At 62.2% G+C, this 13,657-nt stretch carries 13 protein-coding genes; 4 read left to right on the top strand and 9 right to left on the bottom strand.

Annotated elements, in window-relative coordinates; genetic code table 11:
- Nucleotides 1-13 precede the first annotated feature (13 nt).
- From EN850_RS20715 to EN850_RS20680, 8 genes are all read right to left on the bottom strand, one after another.
- Nucleotides 14-1,081, bottom strand: a complete 1,068-nt coding sequence (locus tag EN850_RS20715) for a BMP family ABC transporter substrate-binding protein (RefSeq protein WP_127277286.1) — start codon at nucleotides 1,079-1,081, stop codon at nucleotides 14-16.
- 51 nt (nucleotides 1,082-1,132) lie between these two features.
- Nucleotides 1,133-2,053, bottom strand: coding sequence for an ABC transporter permease (locus EN850_RS20710; protein ID WP_136092130.1), 921 nt, complete (start codon nucleotides 2,051-2,053; stop codon nucleotides 1,133-1,135).
- The gene (locus EN850_RS20705; RefSeq protein WP_136092129.1) at nucleotides 2,053-3,183 is read right to left on the bottom strand and encodes an ABC transporter permease; all 1,131 of its coding nucleotides are present in this window, start codon (nucleotides 3,181-3,183) and stop codon (nucleotides 2,053-2,055) included. Before EN850_RS20705 ends, EN850_RS20710 begins: the two co-directional genes overlap by 1 nt.
- Nucleotides 3,180-4,757: an ABC transporter ATP-binding protein gene (locus tag EN850_RS20700; protein WP_189591178.1), complete on the bottom strand. Its 1,578-nt coding sequence runs from the start codon at nucleotides 4,755-4,757 to the stop codon at nucleotides 3,180-3,182. Before EN850_RS20700 ends, EN850_RS20705 begins: the two co-directional genes overlap by 4 nt.
- Before the next feature lie 216 nt (nucleotides 4,758-4,973).
- Nucleotides 4,974-5,951 carry a quinone oxidoreductase gene (locus EN850_RS20695; protein ID WP_136092127.1) on the bottom strand — a complete coding sequence of 326 codons (978 nt, stop codon included), beginning with the start codon at nucleotides 5,949-5,951 and terminating at the stop codon, nucleotides 4,974-4,976.
- A gap of 27 nt (nucleotides 5,952-5,978) precedes the next feature.
- Nucleotides 5,979-6,821 (bottom strand): phosphatidylcholine synthase, encoded by an 843-nt coding sequence (gene pcsA / locus EN850_RS20690; protein WP_127872428.1) that lies wholly within the window; start codon nucleotides 6,819-6,821, stop codon nucleotides 5,979-5,981.
- Nucleotides 6,794-7,408: a DUF1326 domain-containing protein gene (locus tag EN850_RS20685; RefSeq protein ID WP_136092126.1), complete on the bottom strand. Its 615-nt coding sequence runs from the start codon at nucleotides 7,406-7,408 to the stop codon at nucleotides 6,794-6,796. The genes pcsA and EN850_RS20685 overlap by 28 nt, the downstream gene beginning before the upstream one ends.
- 14 nt (nucleotides 7,409-7,422) lie before the next feature.
- On the bottom strand, nucleotides 7,423-8,352 hold the full coding sequence (locus EN850_RS20680) for a DUF2182 domain-containing protein (RefSeq protein WP_136092125.1): 930 nt from the start codon (nucleotides 8,350-8,352) through the stop codon (nucleotides 7,423-7,425).
- Between the two features lie 72 nt (nucleotides 8,353-8,424).
- Here EN850_RS20680 and EN850_RS20675 point away from each other — a divergent pair, with 72 nt between their 5' ends.
- On the top strand, nucleotides 8,425-9,639 hold the full coding sequence (locus tag EN850_RS20675; protein WP_136092124.1) for a UbiH/UbiF family hydroxylase: 1,215 nt from the start codon (nucleotides 8,425-8,427) through the stop codon (nucleotides 9,637-9,639).
- Between the two features lie 148 nt (nucleotides 9,640-9,787).
- Nucleotides 9,788-10,111, top strand: coding sequence for a heat shock protein HspQ (gene hspQ / locus EN850_RS20670; protein ID WP_167531432.1), 324 nt, complete (start codon nucleotides 9,788-9,790; stop codon nucleotides 10,109-10,111).
- A gap of 85 nt (nucleotides 10,112-10,196) precedes the next feature.
- Here the strand turns inward: hspQ and EN850_RS20665 are convergent, their stop codons facing one another.
- A complete protein-coding gene (locus tag EN850_RS20665; protein WP_127278992.1) occupies nucleotides 10,197-10,826 on the bottom strand; it encodes an invasion associated locus B family protein in 630 nt (209 codons plus the stop codon).
- Nucleotides 10,827-11,058: 232 nt separating this feature from the next.
- Between EN850_RS20665 and EN850_RS20660 the strand changes: the two genes are divergently transcribed.
- A complete protein-coding gene (locus EN850_RS20660) occupies nucleotides 11,059-12,879 on the top strand; it encodes an extracellular solute-binding protein (protein WP_136092123.1) in 1,821 nt (606 codons plus the stop codon).
- Nucleotides 12,880-12,895: 16 nt separating this feature from the next.
- Nucleotides 12,896-13,576, top strand: coding sequence for a DsbA family protein (locus EN850_RS20655; protein WP_127278994.1), 681 nt, complete (start codon nucleotides 12,896-12,898; stop codon nucleotides 13,574-13,576).
- The last annotated feature ends 81 nt before the right edge of the window (nucleotides 13,577-13,657 follow it).

Below are 13,657 nucleotides of genomic sequence, written 5' to 3'. Positions count from 1 at the left end.
TATGTTCTGCCGTCTATTGCGGCAGCTTGTCATCGACGCCCTTGACGTAGAAATTCATGCCGAGCAGCGTGCCGTCGTCGGCGACCTCGCCGTCCTTGAGCCACGCCGAGCCGTCCTGCTTGGCGATCGGTCCGGTGAAGGGGTTCCAGCCGCCGGCGATCTTCTTTTCGCTCGCTTCGGCCATCGCCTTCACGTCGTCGGGCATGTTGGTGTAGGGCGCGAGCTTGACCGCGCCGTCCTTGATGCCGAGCCAGACATTGTCCGGCTTCCAGCTGCCGTCGATGGCTGCCTGTACGCGGCTGATATAATACGGGCCCCATTCGTCGGTCAGCGACGTCAACTGCGCGTTCGGCGCGAACTTGATCATGTCGGACGACTGGCCGAAGCCGTGCAGCTTGCGCTCTTCGGCCACCTGCAGGGCAGCGGTCGAGTCGGTGTGCTGGACGATGATGTCGGCGCCCTGGTCGAACAGTGCCTTGGCGGCGTCGGCTTCCTTGCCCGGATCGAACCACGAGTTCACCCAGACGATCTTGGCCTTGAAGTTCGGGTTGATCGATTGCGCGCCGAGCATGAAGGAGTTGATGCCCATCACCACTTCCGGGATCGGGAAGGAGACGATGTAACCGGCGACGCCGGACTTCGATTCCTTGGCGGCGATCTGGCCGAGCACGTAGCGGCCTTCATAGAAGCGCGCATTGTAGATGCCGAGATTATCCCCGGTCTTGTAGCCGGTGGCGTGCTCGAACATCACCTTGGGAAACTTCTTGGCGACCTTCACTTCGGCGTCCATGAAACCGAACGAGGTGCCGAAGATGATCTTGCAGCCTTCGCGCGCCAGACGCTCGAAAGCACGGTCGGCGTCTGGGCCTTCGGAGACGTTCTCCAGATAGGCGGTCTCGACCTTGTCGCCGAGCGCCTTCTCGACCTCGAGACGGCCTTGGTCGTGCTGATAGGAATAGCCGAAATCGCCGATCGGACCGGTGTAGACCCAGCACGCCTTCAACTTGTCGGCGGCCTGCGCGGACGCCGCCAGCGACATTGCGGCGGTCGTGGTCATCAGGGCAATAAGCAGTTTTTTCATTGTGTTACCTCTCTGAGTTAAGCCTTGGAGCTTCCCGTCTTGTTCTTGTTGTCAACGATCCGGAACGAATGGCTGCCCCAGGGATGCCGGCGTGTTCATCATCGTCAGACGCTTGTTGCGCGAGATTAGAACGAGAACCACGACGGTTGCCAGATAGGGCAGAGAAGAAAGCATCTGCGAGGGCACCGGAATGCCAAAAGCCTGTGCATGAAGCTGGCCGATCCACACCGCGCCGAAGATGTAGGCGCCAGCCAGCACCCGCCACGGACGCCAGGATGCGAACACCACCAGTGCGAGCGCGATCCAGCCGCGGCCCGCGGACATGTTCTCGACCCACTGCGGCGTATAGACGAGCGACAGATGCCCGCCGGCAAGACCGGCGCAGGCGCCGCCGAAGATGACCGCGAAGTAGCGGTAGCGGATGACCTTGATGCCAAGCGCATGCGCTGACGTGTGGCTGTCGCCGATCGAGCGCAGCGTCAGCCCGGTACGCGTCTTGAACAGGAACCACATCACCGCGGCCGTCAGCGCGATCGAAATATAGAACACAGGGTCCTGGCCAAACAGCAGTCTGCCCACGATCGGAAGCGAACTGAGGCCGGGAATATCAAGGTTGGGGAGCCGGACGCCAGGCTGGCCGACGAAGCGCGTTCCGATCATGCCGGAGAGGCCGAGGCCGAGCAGCGTCAGTGACAATCCGGTCGCCACCTGGTTGGTGGCCAGCGACAGCGTCATGACGGCGAACAGCAGCGAGAATAGCGCTCCCATGATGACTGCCGCCAGGAGGCCGATCCAGGGCGAGCCGGTCAGGTAGCCGGCCCCGAAGCCGCCGACGGCACCCATGATCATCATGCCTTCGACGCCGAGATTGAGCACGCCGGAACGCTCGACCACCAGCTCGCCGATCGCAGCGATCAAAAGCGGCGTCGCCGCCGTGGCGATGGTCAGGAGGATGTTGACGGTAATGTCCATCAGCGGGCTTCCTTCAACTTTGGCGCGGCCTCGAGCTTAGCGGGGACTTCCTGTTTGGTCAGCGCCAGGCCGATCAATCGGATGCGGTAATGAATGAGCGTGTCGCAGCCGAGCACGAAGAACAGCAACATGCCCTGGAACACCCTCGCCACCTTGTCGGAAATGCCGAGCGCGCTTTGCACCGCCTCGCCGCCGAGATAGGTCAGCGCCAGCACCAGGCCGGCGGCGACGATGCCGAGCGGATTGAGGCGGCCGAGGAAGGCCACGATGATAGCGGTGAAGCCATAGCCGGGCGAAATCACGGGCTGCAATTGCCCGATGGCGCCTGAGACTTCCGAGATGCCGGCAAGGCCGGCCAGTGCTCCCGACAGCAGGAAGGCAAAGAACACCATGCGGTTGAGGCCAAAGCCGGCGAAGCGCCCTGCTCTCGGGCTGGAGCCCAGCACGCGGACCTCGAAACCCTTGAGCATGCGGCCCATCAGGATCCAGATCAGCACCGCGGCAACCAGCGCGAAGATGAAGCCCCAATTGGCGCGCCCGGCATCGGGCATCAGTTCCGGCAGCACCGCCGAGTCGCCGAACTGGATCGTTTGTGGAAAGCCGTGTCCCTGCGGATCGCGCCACGGCCCGCGCACCAGCCAGTCGAGGAACAGCTGCGCGACATAGACCAGCATCAGGCTGGTGAGGATTTCGTTGGTGGAGAACCGGGTCTTCAGCAAGGCCGGGATCGCCGCGTAGGCCGCACCGCCGACCATGCCGAGCAGAAGCATCAGCGGCAGCACCAGCGGGCCTTCGAATTGCGGAAACAGCACCGGAATGATGGAGCCGAAGATCGCACCGAAAATGAATTGGCCTTCGGCGCCGATGTTCCAGATGTTGGCCCTGTAGCAGACCGACAGGCCGACCGCGATCAGGATCAGGGGGGCTGCCTTGATCGCCAGCTCGTGCAATTGCCAGACCTGGCTGATCGGCTCGATGAAGTAGATATGGAACGCGTTGAGCGGGTTGACGCCGAGCAGCGCGAACATAATGGCGCCGGCAATGATGGTCAGCGCGAAGGCGATGAACGGCGACAGCATCGAAAACAGCGCCGAGCGCTGCGGGCGTTTGACGAGTTCGAGGCGCATCATGCCGTCTCCAGCGTATGTTCGGCGTGGCCGGGTTCGGCGCCGCCCATCAGCAAGCCGACCTTCTCGAAAGTCGCTTCGGCTATCGGCATCGGCTTCGAGAGCTCGCCATTGTGCATGACCGCGATCGCGTCCGATATCTCGAACAGCTCGTCCAGATCCTGGCTGATCACCAGTACGGCCGATCCGCTGCGAGAGAGCTCGATCAAGGCCTGGCGGATGTGCGCCGCGGCTCCGGCGTCGACGCCCCATGTCGGCTGGTTCACCACCATCACGCTTGGGCGGCGGTCGAGCTCGCGGCCGACGATGAATTTCTGCAGATTGCCGCCCGAAAGTGCCGCCGCTTCGGGATCCGGCGCGCTCTTGCGCACATCCATCGCTTCGATGATGCGTTGCGATGCCGCGTAGACGGCGCCGCTCTTGACCATGCCGCCGGTGCCGACAAAAGCCTTGCCGTCGGTGGCATGGCGCGACAGCAGCAGGTTTTCCGAGAGTTTCATGCGCGGTGCCGCTCCATGGCCAAGGCGCTCTTCCGGCACGAACGCCGCTCCCAGCAGGCGCCGCCCGGTGATGGTGAGGCCGCCGGCGTCCTTGCCGCGGATGCGCACCGAGGCGGCATCCTGCTGCAAAACCTCGCCGGAGACGGATTCGAAGAACTCGCCCTGGCCATTGCCGGCGACGCCGGCAATGCCGATCACCTCGCCGGCGCAGACATTGAGGCTGATGTTCTTGAGAGGAATGGAAAACGGCGTTGCCGGCTTGCGGCCGAGGCCGCGGATTTCGAGCAGCGGCTGCGCGGTCTCGATCCCCTCGACCGGCGCCCGCACCACAGCCTGCACCTCGCTGCCAACCATCATGCGGGCGAGCGATGAGGCGGTCTCCTCGCGCGGGTTGCAGTGGCCGACCACCTTGCCGTGCCGCAGCACGGTGGCGCGGTCGCAGATGCGTTTGACCTCTTCGAGCCGGTGCGAAATGTAGAGGATCGATTTGCCTTCCGCGCGTAGCCGCTCCAGCGTCTCGAACAGCTTGTCGGCTTCCTGCGGCGTCAGCACCGATGTCGGCTCGTCCAGGATGATGAGTTGCGGCGTCTGCAGCAGGCAACGGATGATCTCGATGCGCTGGCGCTCGCCGACCGAAAGGTCGCCGACCAGCGATTCCGGATCGAGCGGCAGGCCATAGCTGTAGGAAAGCGCCCTCGCCTTGGCCGCGATGCTGCTGATCGGCGAGCCGTCATCCAGCGACAGCGCGATGTTCTCGGCGGCCGTCAACGCCTCGAACAGCGAAAAATGCTGGAACACCATACCGATGCCGAGCTTCTTGGCAGCCCCCGGGCTGGTGATCCGCACCGCCTGGCCGTTCCAGAAAATCTCGCCGGAATTGGGCTCGAGCGAGCCGAACAGCATCTTGACCAGCGTCGACTTGCCGGCGCCGTTCTCGCCGAGCAAAGCGTGGATCTCACCTTTGGCGATGTTGAGGTCGATATGGTCGCACGCCGTCAGCGTGCCGAATATCTTGGTCAGGCCACGAACCTCGAGCAGGTTCGCTCCATCATGATTTGCACTCACAGTGCCTCCCATCCGGATTACCGGACATGTTCTGTGTTCCCGCAAGCATCGTATGCGCGGCCGGCTCTCGTGCGAAAGCAGCACCCGACTTGAAAGAGCTTCAAGAATTTCAGCGGAAACTCAAGGGCAAAGATCAGCCTGCCTCGCACAAGCATGTGGCTGGCCGACTTTTCGTGCAAACCAAGCCCGCGGCTGCGGCGGGACGCTGAAAACCAAGGCAGACTATCGTCAGGGAACCAGGATGGTCGTGCCTGTCGTTCTGCGTCCCTCAAGATCCTGATGCGCCTTGCCCGCGTCCTTCAGCGCATAGCGCTGATTGATCTTGATCTCGACGGCGCCACTGAGCACGACCTCGAACAGTGCTGCGGCGGAGGCATCGAGGTCCTCGCGTTTTGCGTTGTAGACGAACAGAGTTGGCCTGGTGGCGAACAGCGAGCCCTTCTGCGCCAGCAGCGACATCGAGAACGGCGGGATGGGTCCCGAGGACTGGCCGAAGCTGACGAACATGCCGAGCGGCTTCAGGCAGTCGAGCGAGGCCGGGAATGTGTCGTTACCCACGGAATCGTAGACGACGTCGCATTTCCTGCCGCCGGTGATGGCGGCGACGCCTGCCACGAAATCCTGCTCCTTGTAGTTGATGACATGGTCGAAGCCGTGTGCCTTGGCCAGTTCGATCTTGTCGGCGGAGCTGGCGGTGCCGATGACCGTTGCGCCGAGGTGTTTTGCCCATTGGCCTAGAATGAGCCCGACGCCACCAGCCGCGGCATGAAACAGGATCGTGTCGCCTGCCTTGACCTTGAAGGTCCGGCGCAGGAGATATTCCGCGGTCATGCCCTTCAGCATCATGGCGGCGGCCTGTTCGTCGCTGATGCCGTCCGGCACCTTGACGACCTTGCTGGCATCGATGACGCGCTCTTGCGCATAAGCACCCGTCGTCACAGCGTAGGCAATCCGGTCGCCCGGCTTCAACCAGTCGACGCCCTGGCCGACTTCCAGCACCACGCCGGCGGCTTCGCTGCCGGGAATGAGCGGAAATCCGCCGGGCGGCGGATAGAGGCCCGAGCGATGATAGACATCGATGAAGTTGAGACCGATCGCGGTATGCCTGATCAGGATCTGCCCCGAACCGGGCTGGCCGGGATCGGTGTCCTCGTAAGTCAGGACTTCGGGGCCGCCATTGGCGTGGATTCGGATGGCTTTGGACATGGACAGGATTCCTTGAAGAGCGGCTGATCAGGCCTTTTTGGCGCCGAGGTTTGGAAAGAACTGCATAATGCCGCCAATGCAGGCCAGGTAGAGCCCCGTGATGGTAATACCGATCTTGGTAAAAGTGCTGACCTGCTCACCCAGCACGCCGATCTCGTCGTAGAAGGCGGCGAGCGCCGCCTGCGCAAGCGCAAGCGCGCCGAAGGCGCACCACAACAGCGTCATGCCGAGATTGATCGGCCGCAGCCGCTTCACCCGCACCGGATGGATGAAGTTTATCGGCACAAAAGTCAGAATGCCGGCCACCACCACCACGGCGAACGAAACCCATTGTCCCGGCTCGATGACGAACAGCGTGAACACCACCATGTTCCAGACCACCGGGAATCCCTTGAAGAAATTCTCCTTCGTCTTCATGCCGGTGTCGGCGTAGTAGATCGCGCTTGAGACCACGATGATCGCCGCCGACAGGAACGACAGGCCTTCGCCCATGAAACCGCGCTGATAGAGCGCGAAGGCCGGGATCAGCACGTAGGTCACATAGTCGATAATGTTGTCGAGGAGTTCGCCCGACCAGGTCGGCAGGATTTCCTTGACCTCCAGCTTTCGGGCGATCGGCCCATCGATACCGTCGACGAACAGCGCCAGCCCCAGCCACCAGAACATGGCCGTCCAGCGCTCCTCGCTCGCCGCCACCAGCGACAGGAAAGCCAGGAACGAACCGGAAGCGGTCAGCAGATGCACCGAAAACGCGCGCGCCTGCGGCCAAGTGACCTTCTTCTTCGGTCGCGGAATCCGTTCCGTGATCTTCTCGGCGATCTTGCGGGCCTTTGTGTTCTTCCTCACGGGCCCCGCCAATCCAGCTTGCATATCTCGGCCGAGCGGCCGGCGAAATTCCAGTTGCGGCCAAAGGCCCGCATCTTGCTCTTGTCGGACCTGGCCACGATGATCTCCGGCGCGATCCAGTATTCGGAATTCGTGATCACCGTATCCTTCTCGCGGTCCTTGCCCGCGATTGGCGTGACCGCCCCGTCGATAATCCTGGGTATCTGGAAAATACGCGTCTTGTCGCGCGTCTCGTAGGTGATCGGCACCTGTTCGACGCCCAGGAATTTGCCGACCAGGATCGAAAGCAGCGACGTCGTTCCGCCGGCTTTGCCGGTGAATATCTTGGTCAAGGCCTTGAGCGCGTAGACAGAGGCCCTGACGTCGATGAACAGGCCCGCGGTCCAGTTGCCACGGCTCATGTAACCGGGGATTTCCATGATCAGCCCAAGATTGAGACCGGAGAGGTCGACCTCGCCGAAATGGCCGGCGTCGATACGAAAACCCGCCCAGGTCTGGCAGTAGCCCTCGGTCGGAGGATGGCTGCCAAGCGAAAGCACGCAAGGGCAAAAAACCGTGCAATTGCAGGAGAGTACGAGCTCTCCTTTCATTGCCCAGCTCTGATCTGCCATCGAATTTCCCCCACTCATAGCGAGACTACTAGCAGCGCGGCTGCCCAGACAAGCAGTATCGCACCAGCCAGCCGGGTTGGAAGACTGCCCGTCGTCTGTTTTTCAATCAGGGTGAACACGCCGATCAGCGCCATCCAGAAGACGTTCATCACGCCGACTGCGAACATCACCAGCATCAATGCCCAGCAGCAACCGAGGCACCAGATGCCTTGCGCGACGCCGAGCCGGAAGACCCGGGTGGCGCTCGTGCTCCAGTTCGAAAACAGGATCGAGAACGGATTCCGGCATTTCTTCAGGCAGGCTTCCTTGAGGCCGCTGAACTGGTAGAGGCCGGCAACCAGCAAGGCGAGCCCACCGGCAGCGCCAAGCAGCGGATCGAATATCCCTCCCGTGGCGGCGAATGCGTGGACGGCAAGTGTCACTGCCGCAAACAGCATCGAGGCGGCAAGCCAAACGCTGAGGTAGCCGGCAACCAGCACCAGCGGATGGACGACTGGCTCCCCCTTGATCCGCGCCGTATCGGCGATCTCGCAATAGGTGCGGATCATTGGCGCCGCGGATGGCAGCATCGCGCCGATCGCCATGAGAAACCACATGAGGATGAGCGCCAGGGTACGCGGGCCGATGCTAGCGTCCAGCGGCGCAGGTGAAAGGCAGAGTACGAAGAACCGTTCGAGCACGGCCGGTAACGGCAGTTGCGGCAAGTTACGCAACAAAGTGTCGCCTGGCGCGCCGATCTGGGCCTCGGCGCCGCGAATCGCCATCGCGGCAAGCAGCAGCCAGGCCAGTGCGATGCTTGCACCGACGACGACGTTGACCGTCCAGCGCGGCTTGCGCGCGACGTTTGCCGTGGCGCGGCCGGCGCGGTCGAGGTGGCTGAAATCGTCCTGTTGGCCGGTCATGACACTCGAATGGGCCGAATCGCCGCGTTGATCAAGCCGCATGATCTGCCCTATATGCGTCTCTCGACTGGGCAGGCCTGATGGCCGCCTCGCACAGCAAGCCGGAAGCCGATCTTGGAGCATCAGGAAACAGCGCGGATACTGATCGCAGGCACCGGGCCGGCGGGATTGATCGCCGCGCTTGCCTTCGCCGATGCCGGCTTTCCGGTGACGATTGCCGGGCCTGAGGTTTCGGCTCCCGACGGTCGCACCACGGCGCTCATGACGCCTGCCCTGAAAGTGCTCGAACGGCTGGGCGTGCTCGAGGACATCGAGCCCAAGGCCGCCCCCTTGAAGGTGATGCGTATTGTCGATGCGACCGGGAGGCTGATCCGCAGTCCCGTCGTCATTTTCCGCGCCAGCGAAATCGACGAGGAACAGTTCGGCCTGAACCTTCCCAACGGCGCCCTTGGACCCGCGCTTGCCGGCAAGGTGGCCGCGCATTCGGGGATCGAATGGCGCAGATCGATGGTGAAGGCCTGGCATCTCGGCGCCGCCAAAGCTCATGCCGCGCTGGTCGACGGCAGCGAGATCGATGCGTCGCTTGCGGTCGCTGCCGATGGCCGCCTGTCGCCGGCCCGCGAGGCCGCGGGCATCTCGACGGCGGCGCGCGCCTACCCTCAGGCGGCGCTCGTCCTCAATTTCGGCCACAGCCGCGAACATGGCTTCACCTCGACGGAGTTCCATACCGAGACCGGCCCTTTCACGCAGGTGCCGCTGCCGGGCAATCGTTCCAGCCTTGTCTGGGTGGTCAAACCTGAGACCGCCAAGGAGCTTGCCGCGTTGGACGACGCAACGCTCTCGCTGCGGGTCGAACGGCAGATGCAGTCGATGCTAGGGCGGGTAACCGTGGAGCCGGGCCGCCAGATCTATCCGTTGTCGACGGTGACCCCTCTGCGTTTCGCGGCGCAGCGGGTGGCGCTTGTCGGCGAAGCGGCGCACGTGTTCCCGCCGATCGGCGCGCAAGGCCTCAACCTGGGTATCAGGGATATCGACGATCTGGTTGGAATCGCGCGGGAAAATCGTGAGGATCCGGGGGCTGCTGCTGCCCTTGCCGTATACGATCTCAAGCGACGGCCCGATATTCTGGCGCGCAGCAGCGCTGTCAATCTGCTCAACATATCGCTGCTTTCGGACATGTTGCCCGCACAGATGGCGCGCGGCGCCGGCCTCGGCGTGCTCGGCGGCTTTGCACCTCTGCGCGCTTTCTTCATGCGCGAAGGGCTTCGTCCCGGCAGCGGCTTTGCGGCGCTTGCAGGTGGCCTTCGGAAGCCGACGCGGCAGCGGTAGCGATTCTGCGGAATTTGCAGCGGTATCGCGACGTTCATCAAAAACCTTTGTTGCGCATTCCGCGTATTTTGAAGGCGCTCAGACGCTTGGGATTGAATTGATGCGGAGTCTGCGCCAAATAAAGTCAAGGAATTCAGTGGTGAGTGCGATGAAAACAGCCAAATTCGCGATCGGACAGGTGGTTCGTCACCGGCTGTTCCCGTTCCGAGGCATCATTTTCGACGTCGATCCGCAATTCGCCAACACCGACGAATGGTACGAAGCCATCCCCGCCGACGTACGGCCGCGCAAGGACCAGCCGTTCTACCACCTGCTCGCCGAGAATTCGGAAACCGAATACATCGCCTATGTGTCCGAGCAGAATCTGCTCGAGGATCAGTCGGGAGAACCCGTCCGCCATCCGCAGATCAAGGAAATGTTCGACAAGAAGCCGGACGGGCGCTACGCGCCGAAACGGCAGTCCAAGCACTGACTTCCGGCATGCCGGGTACAGCCAGAAATGAAAAAAGCGGGGCATGACCCCGCTTTTTTTGACACGATGATGAGTCGACGCCGGATCAGTTGGCGGTCTTCGCCTTATCCTGCTCTTCCTTGAGCTTCTTGGCGAAGTCCTGGTTGTTCTTGGCGACGAAATCCTGGAGCTTCTTCTGCCGGTCCTCGATGTCCGACTGCTGCAGCGGGGGGCCGTCATAGGCGCCGCTGAAGCCCTGCAGCGCGATCTTAATCGGGTTGGCCTGGTTCTGGAAATTGATCGAGGTCAGCGTGATCCCCTGACCCTTCTTGAACGAGGCGACGAGCTGGTCGGTCAGCGGCACTTCCGCCACGCAACGATCCGGGAAGCAGATGACATAGTCGAGCTTCTGCGCCTTGCCGGTGTCGATCTGCAAGCCGATGCCGGGAGGCACGAGGCGACCGGTCGGGACCGTCACCTGGAACACCTTGCGGTTCACCTTGCCCTTGAGCTCGATCAGGCTGACGCCGGTGACAAGCTGGCCATTGCCAGCGGTGACGATGTTCTGGACGTTGCAGATGTCGACGTCTTCCTGCTTGGTGCAGGCCTTGAACCAGCCCTGCGGTATCTGCTGCTGCTGCTGGGCGGAAGCAGAGGGAAGTCCTGCGCCGAGAAAGCCAACCACGCCTGCGGCCATGACCGACAGGCGGTACGCGTTGCTGTTCAGGCTCGTCATGTCGTGCACTTCCTCTCAATGATCCCGGGACCGGCTTTTTCGTGCCGTGTGGTCCAGCTACCTGTTGCCAAAATGAGGCAACAGAATGACTTCGGACGGCGTGTTACACTGCAAGCGGCGTCGAATCCAGCCCGCTCACTTGTAATTCTTGACGACGCCATTGGCCGCCACGCAGTTGCCCCATGCTAGGGTGCGGACCGAATCATCAAGCCGACCTGTTAAGGAGACGGTCATGGGCCGCGTTCTTGTTTGGCTGGTCACCGCACTATCGTTTTTCACCCTGTCGTCGCCACCGGCGTTGTCGGAGCCGAAATACGCGATTGCGATGCAGGGCGAACCGGCCCTGCCGCCGGACTACACCCATTTCAGCTACGTCAATCCCGACGCGCCGAAGGGTGGCAGCATCACCTATTGCGTCGTCGGCAGCTTCGACAATCTCAACCCCTTCATCCTCAAAAGCCTGCGCACGACGGCGCGCGGCATGATGGACACGATCTTCGGCAATCTGGTGTTCGAGCCGCTGATGCAGCGCAGTGCCGATGAGGCTTTTACTCTCTACGGACTTCTGGCTGACACCGCCGACATGGATGCCGAGCGCAGAAGCATCGAGTTCCACCTCAACCCGAATGCCAAATGGTCGGATGGTCAGCCGGTAACGCCGGAAGACGTGCTGTTCACTTACGATGCCTATACGCAGAAAGGTCGGCCACCCTACAGCGACCGCATGGCCAGGATCGCCAAGCTCGAAAAGACCGGCGACCATAGCGTGCGCTTCACCTTCAACGACAAGGCCGATCGTGAGTTTCCCCTGATCATCGCGCTGACGCCGATCATCCCCAAGCACGCTTTCGACATCGACACTTTCGACAAGACGACACTGAAGCCGTTGATCGGCAGCGGTCCCTACAGGATCGCGCAGGTGACGCCCGGCCAACGCATCGTCTTCAAGCGCAACCCCGACTACTGGGGCAAGGACGTTCCCGCCAAGCGCGGTTTCGACAATTACGACCAGATCACCATCGAGTATTTTCTCAACGCCAACGCCAAGCTCGAAGCCTTCAAGAAGGGGCTTTGCGCCATCGACGACGACGGCGACCCGGTGAAACGCGAGCGCGATCTCGACTTTCCCGCCTTCCATAGGGGCGACGTGATCTCTGAAACCTTCGACACCGGCATCCCGCCCGTCGTGACCGGGTTCCTGTTCAACACGAGACTGCCGAAGTTTTCCAACCCGGTGGTTCGGCGCGCACTCGGCATGCTCTATGATTTCGAATGGGCCAACAAGAATCTGTTCGGCGGCAAGTACACCCGCACGATGAGCTATTGGCAGAATTCCGAGCTTTCAGCGCTCGGCCATCCGGCTGACGACAGGGAAAAGGCGCTTCTGGCCCCCTACCCCGGCCGCGTGCCGGCCGACGTCATGGACGGCACCTGGAAACCGCCGGTGACGGACGGTTCTGGCCAGGACCGCAAGGTGCTGAAGACCGCTTTCGATCTTCTGAAAAGCATCGGCTACCACGTGAATAATGGCACGATGCTCGATCCCGACGGCAAACCTTTCGGCTTCGAGATCCTGACCGCATCGCAGGACGAAGAGCGCCTGGCCGGCATCTATCAGCGTACACTGGAGAAGATCGGCATCAACGTCAGCATACGCAGCCTGGACGGCGACCAGATCCAGTCGCGCAAGCAGCGTTTCGATTTCGAGGTGTTGATCGGCTCCAGCGGTTTCAACAACTCGTTGTCCCCTGGCATCGAGCAGATCGGGCGCTGGTCGTCCGCGGCGGCCAGGACCGAAGGATCGTTCAATCTCGCCGGCGTCGCCGATCCGGCGATCGATGCGGCCATCGACGCAATGCTACGAGCCCGTTCGAAGGAGGATTATGTCGCTGCTGTCCGCGTGCTCGACCGGCTGCTGATCTCTGGCAATTACCTGGTGCCGATGCAGTACAACACGCAACAGTGGCTTGCTTACTGGAATTATCTGGAACATCCGCGAAAGACGCCCATATTCGGTTATCAGCTGCCGACCTGGTGGCGCAAACCGAACTGAAGATCCGGAGATAGAGATGAGCGAAGCGAACGCCATAACCGTCGATGTGGTGTCGGACGTCGTCTGCCCGTGGTGCTTCATCGGTCAGAAGCGGCTGGACAAGGCGGTGGCGGCTGCCGGTGATGTCGAAGTGCACATACGCTGGCGGCCGTTCCAGCTCGATCCGACCATTCCGCCGCAAGGCAAGGACCGCCAGGAATACATGCTGGCCAAGTTCGGCAGCGACGAGCGCATTCGCGAAATTCACGCCCGCATCGAACCGCTTGGCGAAGCCGAGGGCATTTCCTTTGCCTTCGATGCCATCAAGGTGGCGCCGAACACGCTCGATGCGCATCGGCTGATCCGCTGGGCCGGGGCCGCCGGCGAGGACGTCCAGAACCGGCTGGTGCGCCGCCTGTTCCAGTTGAATTTCGAGGAAGGCGCCAACATCGGCGACCACACCGTGCTGGTCGAAGCCGCCCGGGAGGCCGGCATGGATGCCTCTGTTGTTGAAACGCTGTTGCCGAGCGATGCCGATGTCGAAGCGGTTCGCACGGAAATCGCCACCGCGTCGCGCATGGGCATCACAGGCGTGCCGTGCTTCCTGATCGAGGGCAAATATGCCGTGATGGGCGCGCAGGACGCGGACACGCTGGCTGATGCGATCCGCCAGGTGGCGGCCGCCAAGGCGCGTGGCGAGTTGGAAAAGGCCGGCTGAGCCAGCCATCCCCGCGCCGATAGCAAGAGCAGGGTTGCGTGAGCAAACTGAGCTCCGACGCCATGAATCAGACATCAAGGA

The sequence above is a fragment of the Mesorhizobium sp. M8A.F.Ca.ET.207.01.1.1 genome (assembly GCF_004794715.1).
In the GTDB taxonomy this organism is placed as follows: domain Bacteria; phylum Pseudomonadota; class Alphaproteobacteria; order Rhizobiales; family Rhizobiaceae; genus Mesorhizobium.
The sequence above is the reverse complement of the archived record's forward strand: the minus strand, read 5'-3'. Positions and strand labels throughout refer to the sequence as shown.